Raw genomic sequence first — 17,076 nt, 5'->3', positions numbered from 1 at the left:
TCTATTGAAAGACAATTAGCATATGTAGTTATTCATGGCTCGTTACATCTCATGGGTTATGATCATATCACTACTAACGATACTGAAATCATGGAAAAAATGGAAAAAAAAATTATGTACAATTTAGGATACAGATAAGAAATATTAATATTTATGCCCTTTAAAATTGAAATTTAATTTTACAGTCCTAATATATCTATTATGGAACATTGATTAAAATAATAATAATTCAATTAAAGATATGAACGATAATGATTCTCAAGATAGTTCTACTCCGGTTAAAAAAAACTTCTTTTCTATAATTTTAAACCATTTATTTCATGATGAACCAAAAAATCGAAATGATTTATTGAAATTAATAAAAAAACTTAAAAAAAATGAACTAATCGATAATGATACATCTGATATGTTAGAAGGAGTTATGAATATTGTCAAAGAACGAGTACGTGATGTCATGATACCTAGATCACAAATCGTTAGTATACAAAATCATCAATCTGTAGAAGATTGTCTTAATATTATTATAAAATCAGCTCATTCTCGATTTCCAGTTATTAACAAAGATAAAGACCATATCGAAGGTATTTTAATGGCTAAAGATTTATTACCATTTATGAAAAAAAATTCTGCATTGTTTAATATTGAAAAAATATTACGACCAGCCATCGTGGTTTCAGAACATAAACGCGTTGATAAAATGTTAAAAGAATTTCGTTTACAACATCATCATATGGCGATTGTTATCGATGAATTTGGAGCAATGTCAGGATTAATTACAATTGAAGACATTCTCGAACTTATCGTGGGTAACATTGAAGATGAATATGATGACACAAATAATAAAAATATTTATCAATTGACTAAAAAAACATTTAATATTTGTGCGCTGACTCCTATTATAGATTTTAATAAAATATTTCATACCAATTTTAAAAGTGAAGAGATTGACACTATAGGGGGACTGGTCATGCAAACGTTCGGGCATTTGCCAAAACATGGAGATTCTATTGATATTGAAGGATATATTTTTAAAATAATTTTAACTGATAGCCGTCGAATTATACAAATGATTGTTGATATTCCAAAAAATTTAGATTTTTCTTTAATTCCGTCTAAAAAAAAACCTACAACATTCATAAAAAATGAATGATCAAAAAAGAACAACATCACAATTAAATTATTACATTTTTCGGATTTTATCAGCTACACTGGCTGGTCTTTGTGGTACATTATCATTTTCTCCCTATAATTTTTGGCCAGCTGCAATATTTTCATTAACCGGTTTGTTATTAGTCATTACAAATTGCAATTATTATCAATCTTCTTGTTTTAGTTTTTTTTGGGGAATTGGATTGTTTGGTACTGGAATTAATTGGGTTTATATTAGTATTCATCAATTTGGAAATATCCCCAAATTGATGAGTATTATGTTAATGTTTGTTTTAATAATATATTTAACCTGTTATCCTGTAGTATTTTCAATACTTTTAGTCCAAATATGGCCAATTAGTACATATTCGCGTTTAATATTTGCTGCACCAACTTTATGGATTTCGACAGAGATGCTAAGAGGGTATCTGTTTGGTGGATTTCCTTGGTTGCAATTTGGTTATAGCCAAATTAATGCTCCTTTAAAAGGTCTAGCACCTATCTTAGGAATGGAAGGAATTACTTTTGGGTTAATGTTAATTAGTGGATTGTTTGTTTGCATATTACTAAAAAAGCACTCATTATTATTAATAATTAGTACAACAATATTGATTGTATTCCTGTGGGCACTACAATTAATACATTGGTACCATTTGGTACCACAAAAAAGTATTGTGATAACATTAATACAAGGTAACATCAATCAAACAATAAAATGGAATGCTGATTATATTTCTCAAATATTAAATACATATCTGCAACATAGTTTTAATAATATCAAAAAAAGCAAAATCATTATTTGGCCTGAGTCAGCAATTCCAGATAGTGAAATTGCTCAAAATAATTTTTTAACACAACTAGATTTAACATTAAGACACAAAAATGTCAGTCTAATTACTGGTATAATTGATGTCCGATATGTACAACATCGACAACAATATTATAATAGTATCATAGTGATTGGTGATTCTACTCCATATTATTATTCTAATAATAATCGTTATATTAAATATCATTTAGTTCCTTTTGGAGAAACCATCCCCTGTAAAAGGTATTTAGAATCATTTTTTTCCTTCTTTAATTTTCCATTTTCTTGCTTAACATCAGGGAAATATTTACAACCTCAATTAACTGTGGCTAACATAAAATTTACCGCTAGTATTTGTTATGAAATTATTTTTGGAAATCGAATTAGAAACAATTTTCAAGCTGATACAGATTTTTTATTAACTATTTCCAATAATGCTTGGTTTGGATGTTCTATTGAACCATGGCAACACCTTCAAATAGCACAAATGCGAGCTCTTGAACTTGGTAGACCTCTAATCCATAGTACAAATAATGGAATCACAGCATTTATTGCAGCAAATGGAAAATTACAATCTACGTTACCCCAATGTACTGAAGCAGTATTAACTAATAAAATAACACCAACAAAAGGAATCACCCCCTATGTTAGATTAGGAAGTTATCCTTTAAAAACCATCCTAATAATTTTTACTATTCTAGCTATAAAAAACAAATAATTAGTTATGAAATATATACATACAACCTTATTAAAATTATTAATATAACAATATTATATAATTGAGTATGCAAATGTATATTATCTATATATTTCAAGAATATAATAATTAAAATTCAAATAATCGTTAATAATTTTCAAAGTATAGTATTATTCATATGATATGCTTAATTATCATTAATAAATTATTATTATGTTTTTGACACATCGTTCATGTTTACAATAATTCAACATAATAAATATTAGATATTTAATACCTTTGATAGTTAATATTTTATTTAAATAAGATTTAATATTAAAACCATATTCACATTATAATTATAATTATAAATATTTTAATTATTAATTTAATATGCAAAATTTTTGTGTTTCAGTGCTATTATATTATATAGTTGTTATTTGCAGTATAACGTTTTACATTAGAAAGATACGAGATAAAGATTTAATATGGAAAAAATATACCAACCGAATAAAATAGAACCTTTGGTTCAAACTAATTGGGATAATAAAAAAACTTTTATGGTTACAGAAGATTTTCACCGAAAAAAATATTATTGTTTATCTATGCTGCCATATCCTTCCGGTAATTTACATATGGGACATGTTAGAAATTATACTATCGGTGACGTAATTTCTAGATACCAACGTTTATTAGGAAAAAATGTGTTACAACCAATAGGATGGGATGCTTTTGGTTTACCTGCAGAACATGCAGCTATCTTGAATCACACCCCCCCTTCTATTTGGACATATTCAAATATTTGCACCATGAAAACACAACTTAAATCGTTGGGATTTGCTTACGACTGGAGTAGAGAACTTATAACTTGTCAACCAGAATATTATCGTTGGGAACAATGGTTTTTTACAATATTATATCAAAAAGGATTAGTGTATAAAAAAAAATCACTGGTAAATTGGTGTCCAAAAGATCAAACAGTATTAGCCAATGAACAAGTAATCAATAATTGTTGCTGGCGTTGTAATACAAAAATACAATACAAATGTATCCCCCAATGGTTTATAAAAATTACTAAATACGCTGATCAATTATTATATGATTTAGATATTTTGACAGATTGGCCCCAACAAGTAAAAACCATGCAACGAAATTGGATTGGACGTTCTAATGGGCTTGAAATATCTTTTAAAATATTAAATAGCAACAATGTTGTAACAATTTATACTACTCGTCCTGATACTATCATGGGGGCAACATATATCGCAATCTCAATAGAACATCCTTTATCTAAAAATATTATAAATAACAATAATTTCTTAAATTATAATTTTAAAAATTCACAAATATACCAAACAAATCAATATAAAAATTTGATTACAGAAACACAAGGAATAAACACTGGTATGTATGCTATACATCCATTAAACCATAATATATTACCAATTTGGATTAGTAATTATGTATCTATTAAGTACGGTACAGGTGCCATCATGGGGGTTCCAGCGCATAATCAAGAAGATTGGAGATTTGCTAATAAATATAATTTACCTATGCAATCTGTTATTCTTGACATAAATAACAAAAAACCCAAAGTTGATACTCACGCTATGGTATATAAAGGTACATTATTTAATTCCGGAGAATTCAATAAACTTAATCATCAAGTAGCTTGTGAGAAAATTACCAAAAAATTAATAAATCAAGGGATTGCTAAACATAAAGTATGCTATCGAATACAAGATTGGTGTATATCACGTCAGCGGTACTGGGGGGTACCCATTCCAATGATTATTTTAAAAAATGGAAATATTGTTTCAGTTCCGAGTAATCAATTGCCCGTTGTTTTACCAGAAAATATTACAACAAATAATGTTTTCAATCCATTAAAAAGTGATGACTGGATACATACTATCTATAAAAACTCTCCAGCATCACGTGAAAGCGATACGTTTGACACTTTTATGGAATCTTCATGGTATTATGCTCGATATACTTGCCCCAATTACACATCTGGAATGCTATCTTCCCAAGCTGTAAATTATTGGTTACCTATTGATCAATATATCGGAGGAATTGAACATGCTACGATGCACTTAATATATTTTCGATTTTATCATAAGCTCATGAGAGACATAGGATTGGTGAATTCAGTTGAACCTGCAAAACGACTGTTATGTCAGGGCATGGTATTATCAGATGCATTTTACTATATAAATAAAAACAATGAACAAATATGGGTATCACCTTTACATGTTACAGTTAAATATGACAAAAAAGGACATATTATCCAAGCTATCGATGATGATGGAAATCATTTAACTCATTTGGGCATGGTTAAAATGTCAAAGTCAAAAAAAAATGGAATAAATCCAGATATTATGATTAAAAAATACGGTGCAGATACTGTCCGATTATTTATTATGTTTGCTGCCCCAGTGAATATGCCATTAGAATGGAAAGAAACAAACATTATGGGTGTTCATCGTTTTTTAAAACGTTTATGGAGGTTAGTTTATGAACATATTAATAATGGTCCAGTAGAGACATTAAATATAAATATTTTAAATAACCAACAAACAATATTACGAAGAAAAGTACATAAAACAATCTTAAAAGTCACTGATGATATTGATCGTCGGCACATGTTTAATACTGCAATTGCATCTATTATGAAATTAATAAATCATTTGATATCTGTTCCAAAAAAAAATCAGCAAGATCGTGCTTTATTACATGAATCACTTTTATCAATAATACGAATGCTTTATCCATTCACACCTCATATCACTTTTGTTCTTTGGCAAGCTTTAGGTGCTGAAGGTGATATTGATCATAGCACCTGGCCAATAGGAGATAAAACAGCATTAATAGAACGTACAAAAACAATTATTATACAAATAAATGGTAAAACTCGAGATACAATTGATGTTGTAAATAATACCCCAGAACACACAATCTATGATCTTGTATCCCAAAAAGATTCTACTGCTTTAAAATACTTAAGAAATAAAAAAATTATAAAAACAATTTATATTCAAAATAAAATTATTAATTTTATTACAGAAAAAAAATGAAGGTATCCCTTGTACATCACAAATAACTCCATATTGTGGTTAAGAAATAGTGTATTAATAATATTAATATTCACTTCAGGATGTGCATATGATATCATCACGCATGATGTTGTTAAAAAAAATAATCATCCTTTCATAAATTTGTATAGTTACAATTCTTATAATTTTTTAACAAAAATTACAAAAGAAAAACTTCACATGAATAATATTTCATACATTGATTGCAATACATACAAATATCAATGTAATCGTTCTGCCTATATATCTTTATATATAATACATACATTAGAAAAATGCATTACAAAGTCTTTATTTTCAGATGGACAACCTGCAGAATATCAAATGATATTGACTACAACAATAAAAATTGTAACACCAACTAATAAATATTATCCATCTAATATTGTAGTTTCTAAATCATTTTTCAATGATCCTGTAAAAATTTTAGCAAATTCTATTAAAGAAAATACTATCCGTAAAAAAATATATGAAGAAATATCAGAAGAGTTAACATTTAAACTCTTAGATGTAATTAAAAAATATTATTAGATATTAAGATATAAATTAACATTAAAATACCATTTTCTATATTACACAAATACTATGATTACTCATATATGCCTTCAACAATTACAACAACAAATTTCAATAAAAAAAACATGTTATTATTGCTACGTTATATTTGGTAATAACCAGTTTTTATTAAATGACACCCAAGATTTTATTCTAAAAAATCTTACATCTCCCCATTCATATGATCAATTCGTATTTTCATTAAATGATCAATCAACATTAAACGACATATTTGAAATTGCTCATACACAATCTTTATTTAAATGTAAAAAAAAAATATTTTTGTTATATCAAACAAACAAAAAAATTGATAATACGATTTTTAAAAAAATATCTTTTCTTATCCCTCTTATGAATCATAACTTATTTTTAATATTCCGTATAAATACATTAACTATTGCCATAAAAAATTATTTTCATTCTTACAAAAATTTAAGAAAACATATAGTATTTATTGAATGTAATACTCCTCAATATAACAGATTGATACCTTGGATTTTACAACGAGCTAAAGACCTAAATTTTACATTGAATCAATCTTCTTGTGAATTATTATCCTCATATTATGAAGATGACCTTAATGCATTACACCAAATACTTTATCAATTATCAATCATATATCCTAAACAAAATTTGGACATTATACATATTAAAGACTTAATGAATGATACGTCATCATACTTTCATATTTCACATTTACTAGGTACCATATTAAAATATGATAAAAAACGATTTGAACGTATTTTGAATAAATTGCAAGCAGAAAATACAACAAAACCATTAACAGTATTACGTAGTATACAAAATTTGATAACCCTTTTAATAATGTGTAAAAGAACATTATCAGGGAAAAATCATTCACTTATAAGCTCATTACTTAATAAATACAAAATTCAAAAATCTTTACATTTATTATTTATTAAAAAATTAAATCATATAACTCTAAAAAAATTATATTTAACAATTACATTATTACTACAAACAGAACTGATGATTTATCAAGAACGTACATTTATTATTTGGAATAATCTTAAAGCAGTAATTTTATTACTATCTGATGATATTAATCATCATTAATAATGCAAAATAATCAACAAATATTTGTTAGTATATTTGCAATGCTCACGAATAACAATCAATGTCTACATTGACAATCAAGAATAAACCATTTCTAAGGTATTTTAAATGTTATGTATAATTTCTTTTAAAAAGGTACGAAACGTAATTTTTTTTACTATCGTATACAGATAATAACAACATATTACTTATCAAACAATTATACTAAAATAACAAAAACAATTTTTTAGTATATATCTAAACTGTTATAAAATTGACGTATCATTACAAGATATGTATATCAACTTAAATTAATTTTTTAAAGATATTGGAAATAACTTATTAATATATTTAATTTATAAGATTAAAAATCCTAATATGAAGACTAAATATTCTCAAGTTTTTTATAATTGTTCAAATAAAATAACGATATTTACTAGGCGAATAATTATCGCATGTATTTTGATTTTTATATTAATTATTATTTTAATAATCAATTTATGTTATTTGCAAATAATACATTTTAAAAATTATAATACACGTTCTAATAATAATAGAATTAAATTATTACCAATCCCTCCTTCAAGAGGAATTATATATGATCGTAATGGGGTTGCATTAGCAATAAATCAAACAATATACCAGTTAGAAATCACAGAAGAAAAAGTAATAGATTTACAAGAAACTATTAATTCTTTACAATCAATAATACAAATAACTAATGATGAAATTATTGCTTTTAAAAAAAAACGAAAAAATTTTCCAAAATTTTTGTCATTACCCATAAAAACCGATCTCACAGATGTAGAACAAGCATCTTTTGCGCTTAATCAATTTCGATTTTCTGGTGTTGAAATGAAAGAATATCAATATAGATATTATCCATATGGTTCTACACTCACCCATGTAATTGGATATGTTTCTAAAATTAACGCTCAAGATATTAAACAATTAAATTCAGAAAACAATATGCAAAAATTTTTTATTACGCGTAATGTAGGAAAATTAGGAATTGAACGATATTATGAAAATATTTTGTATGGCAAACCAGGATACGAAAAAGTTGAAGTAAATAATAGAGGAGAAATTATTCGACAGTTATATAAACAATCTCCCGAAGCAGGGAAAAATATTTTCTTAACATTAGATATTAATTTACAACAATATATTGAAAAACTATTAATAGGTAATCGTGCATCTGTAATAGTTACAGATCCACGTGATAGTAGTATTCGAGCATTGATATCTAATCCTAGCTATGATCCAAATCAATTTGTTAAAGGGATTTCAGAAAAAAACTTTAATAAATTATTAAAGGATAAAAATCTACCACTGTTAAATCGAGCTACTCAAGGAATTTACCCTCCAGCATCAACAATAAAACCGTATATTTCAATATCAGCATTAATATCAGGTACTATAAATAAAAACTTTTCCATATTTGATCCTGGTTGGTGGAAACTTCCAGGATCAGAAAAACGGTATCGAGATTGGAAACGTACTGGGCACGGATATCTAAATATTACTAAAGCTATTGAAGAATCTTCTGATACGTTTTTTTACCAGATAGCTTATAATATGGGTATAGATAATTTATCAAAATGGATGATAAAATTTGGTTACGGACAATATACAGGTATCGATTTGTTAGAAGAAATTTCTGGAATAATGCCCACAAAAACTTGGAAAATGAAACGTTTTAAAAAACCTTGGTATCCAGGTGATACAATTTCAGTAGGCATAGGTCAAGGTTATTGGAGTGCAACTCCTATACAAATGTCAAAATCACTTATGACCTTGGTTAATAATGGTGTTGTGCGTACCCCCCATTTGTTGCATGCAATTGTTACAGATGAATCCCAAATTTATTATAAAAACACACAATATCAAATTTGTAATTCTGACTCAGAATCCTGGACAATTGTCAAAGATGCTATGTTTGGGGCAGCTAATAGAAATAACGGGATACTTCGAAATAATTTTTTTGATACTATTTACAAAGTAGCTGCAAAATCCGGAACGGCACAAATTTACAGTTTAAAAGATAATGAAATTTACAATCCATGTTTAATTTCAGAATACTTACGTGATCACAAATTAATGATTGCTTTCGCGCCGTACCATGAACCTACAATAGCAATTGTTGTCATTTTAGAAAATGGAGGTAATGGAATATCAATAGGAACAATTACCAGAAAAATATTTGATTATATTTTATTATCTAATTAAAAATCTAATTAAAAAAAGTTGCATTAACAATCATGCATTGCATCGCAATCATTTTTGTATGCCTATATAAAAATGTATTTATAACTTATGAAAACAATTTTTAAAAAATATACTACACGAAAAAAAATGTATATTGATAGAATATTGTTTTTTTTTATTATTTTACTTTTGATATACAGTTTATTTATTATGTGGAGCGCTAGTGGACAAAATATATTTATTGTGGAAAAAAAGATCATTCAAATTATTTTTGGTCTAATAATAATGATAGGATTGGCACAAATACCTCCTCGTATATATGAAACACTGGCACCTTACTTATATTGCTTTTGCATATTTTTATTAATTTTGGTAAACATTTATGGAGATATTACTAAAGGAGCACAAAGATGGTTATTTTTTGGCGACATTCGCTTTCAACCTTCAGAATTAGTTAAAATTATTATGCCTCTTATATTAGCTCGTTATGTTCACTATTATGATAATGAATCACTGTCATCTGTAAAACATACTAGTTTTGTATTAATACTCATTTTAATACCTACAGTACTTGTAGCTTATCAACCAGATTTAGGTAGTGCAATTTTGATCAGTATTTCTGGATTATTTACTTTATTTTTTGCAGGTTTTAGTGGTAAATTAATTGTTATAATAATCTCAATAGTAATATTTTCTATTCCAATAATTTGGTTTTTTTATATGCATGATTATCAACGAGATAGAATTAATACTTTATTGAATCCGGATCTTGATCCATTAGGAACAGGTTATCATATTACTCAATCAAAAATCGCTATCGGTTCAGGGGGATTAACCGGAAAAGGTTGGTTGAATGGTACACAGTCACAACTTGAATTTTTACCAGAAAGACATACTGATTTTATTTTTTCTGTAATTGGTGAAGAATTAGGATTAATAGGAGAAATAGTATTATTATTACTATATGTAAATATTATTATTAGGGGTTTTTTTATTGCTATTAATGCAAAAAATATTTTTGGAAGAATCATAAGTAGTAGTTTAATGATTATTTTATTTATATACGTATTTACAAATATCGGAATGGTCAGTGGTCTTTTGCCAGTGGTAGGAATTCCATTGCCATTAGTTAGCTATGGTGGATCAGCGTTAATAGTATTTTTATCAAGTTTTGGAATTATTATGTCAGTATATATTCATAGAGACATTATATAAGAATATTAAGAAATATTTTATACAATCACCATCATTGTATGCATAAAAAATATTTTTGTATAATTATTCAAATATTTTTTTAATTATAAATATTGTTGTATAGTTTAATAAATATTTAAAATATTTATTAATCATAATATGTTTCTTGTTGTGTATTTAACATAAAATCATCAATTGAATTATGATACGAAAACAATTTTTTTTGTTAATTATTACATATTTAACATCATTTTTTATAAGTCATTAACATTTTATAAAAAATATGTAAAAGATACCGAAACATATTTATTAACATTTGGTAACAGATTTTGAAATTTATTTTCGTTTAAAACAACATTATAGGAACATTTCAATAAAACAGTTTGACTATTAAAAAATATACTTAATGAATTTTCAAATTTAGTACATATATGTTTTAAATTTGCTAATACACCTAAATATTGATAATAATAAATATTATTAATCAACTGATACGTATACATACCAGAACCATACATTAATGATTTAAAACAGTTGTTTTGATGATTATTATATACAATAGTGTAATAAAAACCAGGGGAGTATCGCATTTGAGAAAAACATACTGGTCCATGAAAAATATTATATCCCGAACCAATTAATAAAATATTTTTGAATAATGAACCATTGTAATATTCTTTTATTCCAGAATATTTTACAAATAAAAATTTGTCATTATTTAAATAATACTGTGATTGAATACATGCTTGATATTTTAAACCATAATGATTATTGTCAAATATTTTTTTTGTAGGGATTTCAACGGAAAAATTATAATTTTGTGATTTTAATAATAAAAAATTGTATTTTTTTTGAATATTGCTATCTATACACAACAATTTTTTTGCAAAACAGAACCGAGGTGTAACAGAAAACATAATGACATAAAAAAACATTATGGATATGGTGAAATTTATCAAATTTAGCTGAGAAATAATATTATATTGAATTAACATATTTTTTGAAATCATTAATAACATACCCAATAGTTATATTTTAACTAAATTTAATATTATTAAAAAAATACAAAAACACCTAATATAAAAAATATTCAGCTTTATATTTTTATCTTTAAAAAAAACATGGATATAGTGTAAACTAGTATGACATCATTTTGTTAGCAACATAAACTAACTCTTAACAGATCGTTCATCTTTTTTTATTAAAAATAATTTGGTACTACTAATATATACAACACCTACTATCAAAAGTAATATACCAAATAATGTTAAAAACGATGGACAAATTTTCCTGTGTATAAAAGTATACAATAATCCAAATATAGTTTCAAATACAATCAACGGACCCATAAACACAGTTGGTAAACGTTGGCTAGCTTCATTCCAAAAAAAAGTACCTACCCAAGAACATAAAAAACCAATAGCAAACATTAACAAAATAAATACCTTCGGTCTCGGCCCCAAAGGTAATATAAAATCACTGTTAACTATATTAAAAAATATGCAAATACCAACATAAAATATAAAAGATAAAGGTAATAGTACTATTCCTTGCGCTATAGTCCAAGTCATCGATGTACTATATGAATGTTGTTTTAACCATTTGGCATTTCGTAACGCGTACCAAGTCCAACAAATTACAGAGACAACAGCCAATATTATGCCACTAAAATACTCCTGAAAACTGAAAATATTTAATGTATACTGCAATTCTTCTAAATTCACACATATCAAACCGAATACGATAAAACATAGTCCAACTAGAAGTACGTTCCATGATAACTTATCCTTTTTATTATAGGTGGTATATGAAAGATTAGCAGTAATAGCTAAAACAGCTGGTAAAGTGCCAATAATTATTGTGGAAATCAGCGATCCAGTACGTTGGATAGCATTCGTAAGACATGCATAATATATTAAATTACCGACTAACACCAATTTTATTGCTTCTATCCAATCTTTACGTAACAATTTAAACAAACGATTTCTATCAAACCATGACAAAGGCAAAGTAATAATCCCAAATGCAACATATCTTGCTGCTGCTTGTAATACTCCTGGATACTCTGGAACTAAAAGTGGGCCAATAAAAATTAGTCCCCATAACAAATTGGCTCCAAGAGAAAACAATAAACCAGCAATCATAATTATTCCACAACTACTTATCTATAAAAAGAAGGTGTTTAAATATTATAAATAATAATTGATGTTTTGCAATGTTACATATTTTAACATGTAAGCAACACGTAAATATAGCTATATTTAAAAAATATTTCTAACAAGTATTAACAATAATAATGATTGTTAATATAAACATATATTTTTTAAAACATTGAGCAACTAATATTAATAAAAACAAACTAAAATTAAGAACGATTTTTAAAATTTCTTCATAAAAATATCCAAATAATTTAAATATATATTTACTATATATAGGTTCATAATTTGTAAATTATATTTTGATTTACAATTGTTCATTTTTTGACACCAGTGTAACATGTATTTTTTTAATTAGCTTATTGCTAATGATAATGTTATTATTAATTTACAATATTTACATAACATATTGCAATATTAATGTAATGAGATTCGCGCCCTACAGGATTTGAACCTGTTACCTGCAGCTTAGAAGGCTGCTACTCTATCCAATTGAGTTAAGGGCGCACATAATAAATATAAGAACATTTAATAATAATTACATAATTATTTTCATATCCATTTTTATTATACTAAGATCATAATGTGAGTCAAGAATCCTTAAATATTAATATCATTTATGATAAAAATTAACATTTTTCATATTTATAATTGAATAATTACTCATTAAACAAACATACTGGATATAAATTTTCATGGTAGCAAAAATAATTGATGGCACACGAATTGCCACACAAATAAAAACAAAAATTGCATACAAAATACAAAAATATCTTAAACAAGGGATCCGAGCTCCAGGATTAGCAATAATTTTAGTAGGTAATAATCCAATTTCAAAAATTTATATAAATAGTAAACAAAAAGCTTGTAAAGAAGTTGGTATTTGTTCATTTTGTTATAATCTTTCACAAGAAAGCGATGAAAACTCATTATTAAAATTGATTGAAACACTAAATATCGACGATTATATAGATGGTATATTAATACAATTACCATTACCAAAAAATATTAACCAAATCAATGTAATAGAAAAAATTTTGCCCTCAAAAGATGTAGATGGATTACATCCGTATAATATTGGACGATTATGTCAACGATCACCCATGCTTCGACCATGCACCCCTCAAGGCATTATCACTTTGTTAAATAAATATCATATTAACACACATGTTCTTCATGCAGTCATAATTGGTGCATCAAATATTGTAGGCCGACCAATGAGTCTAGAATTGTTATTAGCAGGGTGTACAGTATCGATTACTCATCGATTTACTCATAATTTAAAACAACATGTTAAACATGCTGATTTATTAATTGTCGCTGTTGGAAAAGCAAATTTTATTCATGGAAGTTGGATTAAACCAGGAGCTATAGTAATAGATGTAGGAATTAATAGATTAAAAAATGGAAAAATAGTGGGAGATGTAGATTTCTTTAGCACATATAATCAGGCTTCTTACATTACCCCAGTTCCAGGGGGAGTAGGACCTATGACGGTAGCTACTTTAATTCAAAATACATTTCAGGCTTATATTCGATATCATAAATACGTATAATATCATTATCATTTTTGTATAACAAACTACTTTTTTGCTAAATAATTTCAAAACAATGTTTTTGCTAAGATGAATCATTGTACATTAGTCAAATAATTTGATAAATATCAATTATTTATTAACGATTATGTAACATTTAATACAAAATAAGATCAAATAATTAACTAATAAATCTCCACATGGTGCTTCCTTGTGAATCATCTTCTAATATTACCCCTAATTCATACAATGCACATCGTAATTGATCCGCTAATATCCAATTTTTATTTTTCCTTGCAATATTTCTGTTTTTAACTAACAGTTCTATTTCTTGTATTAGATCTTGATCTTTTATCACAGAAGGTTTAAATATTCTTTTTAAAAAACAGTCAGGATTTTGATTTAACAAACCCAATAATTGACCTAAATAACGTAATGTAGATGCCAAATTTTGTAATTCTGTAATATATTTATTTCCTTTACTCTTTAATTGGTTTATTTTATGTGATATTTCAAATAATACAGAATAAGCACCTGGCATATTAAAATCATTATCTATCTCAGAAATAAATTTTGATATGAAATAATCTTCACCTATCGTACTATTGATTTTATCAATATTTCTTAATGACATATATAAATGTTCCAATGATAATCTAGATTGACGAATATTTTCATTTGTATAATTGATCGAATTTCGATAATGTGCTGACATTAAAAAATACCGAACAGTTTCGGGGTCGTAATTTTGCAACACATCCCGTATAGTAAAAAAATTTTTTAATGATTTAGACATTTTCATTGAATTGCGTTTCACCATACCTACATGCATCCATATATTAGCATACGGGGTATCATAAGCTGCAGTAGATTGAACTATTTCATTTTCATGATGAGGAAATATTAAATCTATTCCTCCTCCATGAATGTCAAAATGCTTCCCAAGTAAAACATAACTCATGACAGAACACTCAATATGCCAACCAGGTCGACCATTTCCCCATGGGGAAAACCAAACCGAATCAGATAATAATAAGGAATTATTATTACTATTACATTTTTTCCATAATACAAAATCCATTGGATGACGTTTAAAAGATACATTAGAAGACTTCATAATATACATTTTTTCAAGATTTTGACCGGAAAGAACATTATAATTTTTTGCTTTTTTAAGAGAAAATAAGACATCTCCGTTTGAAGCTATATAAGCATAATTTTTATCAATAAGTTTAGATATAAATGCAATAATATCATTCATATATTCTGTAACACGTGGTTCATAGTTTGGAGGGATAACATTTAAAGCAGTTAAATCATTTTGCATAGCTACAATCATACGATTAGTTAATTTTTGATAAGATTCTTTATTCATGAAAGCACGTTGAATAATTTTATCGTCAATATCAGTGATATTACGTACATAGTTAACTGTATATCCAGAATATTGTAAATAACGAACAACAAAATCAAAAAACAAAAAAGTACGGGCATGTCCAATGTGGCATAAATCGTATACAGTAGCACCACATACATATATACTTACATGACCTGATTTGATCGGTCTAAAATGTTCTTTTTTTCTTGTTAAAGTATTAAAAATTTTTAACATAACTATCCATGATTACAAAAATATATTCTAACGCATAAAAAAATAGTGTAGTAATTTAACAAATTATAAATACTATTCATATAGTAATGGTAAATATTTTATTAACGTCATATTGATAGAATGATCTGAGATGTAAATCTCAGCAAACAATTGTTGATCTTCAGTGATTATTGTTATATAAAATTTATTAAAAAAACAAAAAAATCGATACTGTTTTATTAACACAATAAATAAAAATTACAAACTAATAATTAACATAATCAAATCATACATGTTTATTTTATTCGTATCAGACGTTCATCTTTGTAATAACAAACCATACATTGTTCAATCTTTTATAAATTTCTTACACAATCAAGCAATTCATGCTCAAGCATTATATATACTTGGAGATCTCTTTGAAATATGGATAGGTGATGATGATCCTAATCCATTGCATATTGAAATTTCCAATGCATTACAATATCTGTATCGCCATCATACTCCATGTTATTTCATTCATGGAAATCATGATTTTTTATTAGGCAACACATATGCTATTAATTGTGGTATCACTTTATTACCATCCAAAAATATTTTGGAATTTTTAGGACATCGAATAATTATTTTACACGGAGATACTTTATGTATTAATGATAATAACTATCAACGATTTCGTAAATACACAAGACAAATGTGGCTTCAAAAAATATTTTTATCATTACCATTATCGACTCGCCTATATATTAGTCGTATTATACAAAATAATAAAAAACATAACAACGTGACATCTGATACCATCGATCAAAAAAAAATTAAAAAAATACTATTACAAACCAATACAGATTTCATGATTCATGGTCATATCCATCAAGCAAAAAAATATTACACAATTGTCGATGATATGAAAAAATTAGAACGAATTGTTTTAGGTAACTGGAAAAATACAGGCTCAGTTGTAGAAATTAACAAAAATGGTATATTTTTAAATGAAATTACTTTTAAAAAATAATTTACATAAATTTTTATAACAACGATCAACAAAATTTTTTT

12 protein-coding genes and 1 tRNA gene are annotated in these 17,076 nt (G+C 26.3%); 9 read left to right on the top strand and 4 right to left on the bottom strand.

Annotation, left to right across the window (positions count from 1 at the left end):
• Positions 1 to 241: 241 nt before the first annotated feature.
• The 7 genes from corC (at position 242) to rodA (ending at position 10,762) form a co-directional block, all read left to right on the top strand.
• Positions 242 to 1,150: a CNNM family magnesium/cobalt transport protein CorC gene (corC, locus tag BTURN675_RS01515; protein ID WP_046288801.1), complete on the top strand. Its 909-nt coding sequence runs from the start codon at positions 242 to 244 to the stop codon at positions 1,148 to 1,150.
• Positions 1,143 to 2,675, top strand: coding sequence for an apolipoprotein N-acyltransferase (gene lnt / locus BTURN675_RS01510; protein WP_046288800.1), 1,533 nt, complete (start codon positions 1,143 to 1,145; stop codon positions 2,673 to 2,675). Before corC ends, lnt begins: the two co-directional genes overlap by 8 nt.
• A 446-nt stretch (positions 2,676 to 3,121) precedes the next feature.
• On the top strand, positions 3,122 to 5,710 hold the full coding sequence (leuS, locus tag BTURN675_RS01505) for a leucine--tRNA ligase (protein WP_046288799.1): 2,589 nt from the start codon (positions 3,122 to 3,124) through the stop codon (positions 5,708 to 5,710).
• 198 nt (positions 5,711 to 5,908) lie between these two features.
• Entirely contained in the window at positions 5,909 to 6,259 is a 351-nt protein-coding gene (lptE, locus tag BTURN675_RS01500) for an LPS assembly lipoprotein LptE (protein WP_158332953.1), read from the top strand.
• Positions 6,260 to 6,313: 54 nt separating this feature from the next.
• Positions 6,314 to 7,360 (top strand): DNA polymerase III subunit delta, encoded by a 1,047-nt coding sequence (holA, locus tag BTURN675_RS01495; protein ID WP_046288797.1) that lies wholly within the window; start codon positions 6,314 to 6,316, stop codon positions 7,358 to 7,360.
• Positions 7,361 to 7,717: 357 nt separating this feature from the next.
• Positions 7,718 to 9,568 (top strand): peptidoglycan DD-transpeptidase MrdA, encoded by a 1,851-nt coding sequence (gene mrdA / locus BTURN675_RS01490; protein WP_046288796.1) that lies wholly within the window; start codon positions 7,718 to 7,720, stop codon positions 9,566 to 9,568.
• 87 nt (positions 9,569 to 9,655) lie between these two features.
• Positions 9,656 to 10,762 carry a rod shape-determining protein RodA gene (gene rodA / locus BTURN675_RS01485; RefSeq protein WP_046288795.1) on the top strand — a complete coding sequence of 369 codons (1,107 nt, stop codon included), beginning with the start codon at positions 9,656 to 9,658 and terminating at the stop codon, positions 10,760 to 10,762.
• Between the two features lie 251 nt (positions 10,763 to 11,013).
• Here the strand turns inward: rodA and BTURN675_RS01480 are convergent, their stop codons facing one another.
• The 3 genes from BTURN675_RS01480 to BTURN675_RS01470 all read right to left on the bottom strand — a co-directional run bounded on the left by BTURN675_RS01480 (position 11,014) and on the right by BTURN675_RS01470 (position 13,404).
• On the bottom strand, positions 11,014 to 11,658 hold the full coding sequence (locus BTURN675_RS01480) for a DUF481 domain-containing protein (protein ID WP_144406092.1): 645 nt from the start codon (positions 11,656 to 11,658) through the stop codon (positions 11,014 to 11,016).
• Between the two features lie 252 nt (positions 11,659 to 11,910).
• Complete coding sequence (locus BTURN675_RS01475) at positions 11,911 to 12,885, bottom strand: DMT family transporter (protein ID WP_046288793.1); 975 nt, start codon at positions 12,883 to 12,885, stop codon at positions 11,911 to 11,913.
• Between the two features lie 445 nt (positions 12,886 to 13,330).
• Positions 13,331 to 13,404: transfer RNA gene (locus BTURN675_RS01470), tRNA-Arg, on the bottom strand.
• Between the two features lie 188 nt (positions 13,405 to 13,592).
• Between BTURN675_RS01470 and folD the strand changes: the two genes are divergently transcribed.
• On the top strand, positions 13,593 to 14,453 hold the full coding sequence (folD, locus tag BTURN675_RS01465) for a bifunctional methylenetetrahydrofolate dehydrogenase/methenyltetrahydrofolate cyclohydrolase FolD (RefSeq protein ID WP_046288792.1): 861 nt from the start codon (positions 13,593 to 13,595) through the stop codon (positions 14,451 to 14,453).
• Positions 14,454 to 14,613: 160 nt separating this feature from the next.
• Here the strand turns inward: folD and cysS are convergent, their stop codons facing one another.
• Positions 14,614 to 16,044, bottom strand: coding sequence for a cysteine--tRNA ligase (gene cysS / locus BTURN675_RS01460; protein ID WP_046288791.1), 1,431 nt, complete (start codon positions 16,042 to 16,044; stop codon positions 14,614 to 14,616).
• A 271-nt stretch (positions 16,045 to 16,315) separates the two neighbouring features.
• Here cysS and BTURN675_RS01455 point away from each other — a divergent pair, with 271 nt between their 5' ends.
• The gene (locus BTURN675_RS01455) at positions 16,316 to 17,035 is read left to right on the top strand and encodes a UDP-2,3-diacylglucosamine diphosphatase (protein ID WP_046288790.1); all 720 of its coding nucleotides are present in this window, start codon (positions 16,316 to 16,318) and stop codon (positions 17,033 to 17,035) included.
• Positions 17,036 to 17,076: the final 41 nt, after the last annotated feature.

The organism is Blochmannia endosymbiont of Polyrhachis (Hedomyrma) turneri (assembly GCF_000973505.1).
GTDB lineage: Bacteria > Pseudomonadota > Gammaproteobacteria > Enterobacterales > Enterobacteriaceae > Blochmanniella.
This window is presented reverse-complemented; position numbering and strand designations above follow the sequence as displayed.

What these genes read in the sequence shown, in the direction of transcription:
- corC (WP_046288801.1), top strand. Translation starts at nt 242, where the DNA reads ATGAACGATAATGATTCTCAAGATAGTTCTACTCCGGTTAAAAAAAAC.
- lnt (WP_046288800.1), top strand. Translation starts at nt 1,143, where the DNA reads ATGAATGATCAAAAAAGAACAACATCACAATTAAATTATTACATTTTT.
- leuS (WP_046288799.1), top strand. Translation starts at nt 3,122, where the DNA reads ATGGAAAAAATATACCAACCGAATAAAATAGAACCTTTGGTTCAAACT.
- lptE (WP_158332953.1), top strand. Translation starts at nt 5,909, where the DNA reads ATGAATAATATTTCATACATTGATTGCAATACATACAAATATCAATGT.
- holA (WP_046288797.1), top strand. Translation starts at nt 6,314, where the DNA reads ATGATTACTCATATATGCCTTCAACAATTACAACAACAAATTTCAATA.
- mrdA (WP_046288796.1), top strand. Translation starts at nt 7,718, where the DNA reads ATGAAGACTAAATATTCTCAAGTTTTTTATAATTGTTCAAATAAAATA.
- rodA (WP_046288795.1), top strand. Translation starts at nt 9,656, where the DNA reads ATGAAAACAATTTTTAAAAAATATACTACACGAAAAAAAATGTATATT.
- BTURN675_RS01480 (WP_144406092.1), bottom strand. Translation starts at nt 11,658, where the DNA reads ATGTTTTCTGTTACACCTCGGTTCTGTTTTGCAAAAAAATTGTTGTGT.
- BTURN675_RS01475 (WP_046288793.1), bottom strand. Translation starts at nt 12,885, where the DNA reads ATGATTGCTGGTTTATTGTTTTCTCTTGGAGCCAATTTGTTATGGGGA.
- folD (WP_046288792.1), top strand. Translation starts at nt 13,593, where the DNA reads ATGGTAGCAAAAATAATTGATGGCACACGAATTGCCACACAAATAAAA.
- cysS (WP_046288791.1), bottom strand. Translation starts at nt 16,044, where the DNA reads ATGTTAAAAATTTTTAATACTTTAACAAGAAAAAAAGAACATTTTAGA.
- BTURN675_RS01455 (WP_046288790.1), top strand. Translation starts at nt 16,316, where the DNA reads ATGTTTATTTTATTCGTATCAGACGTTCATCTTTGTAATAACAAACCA.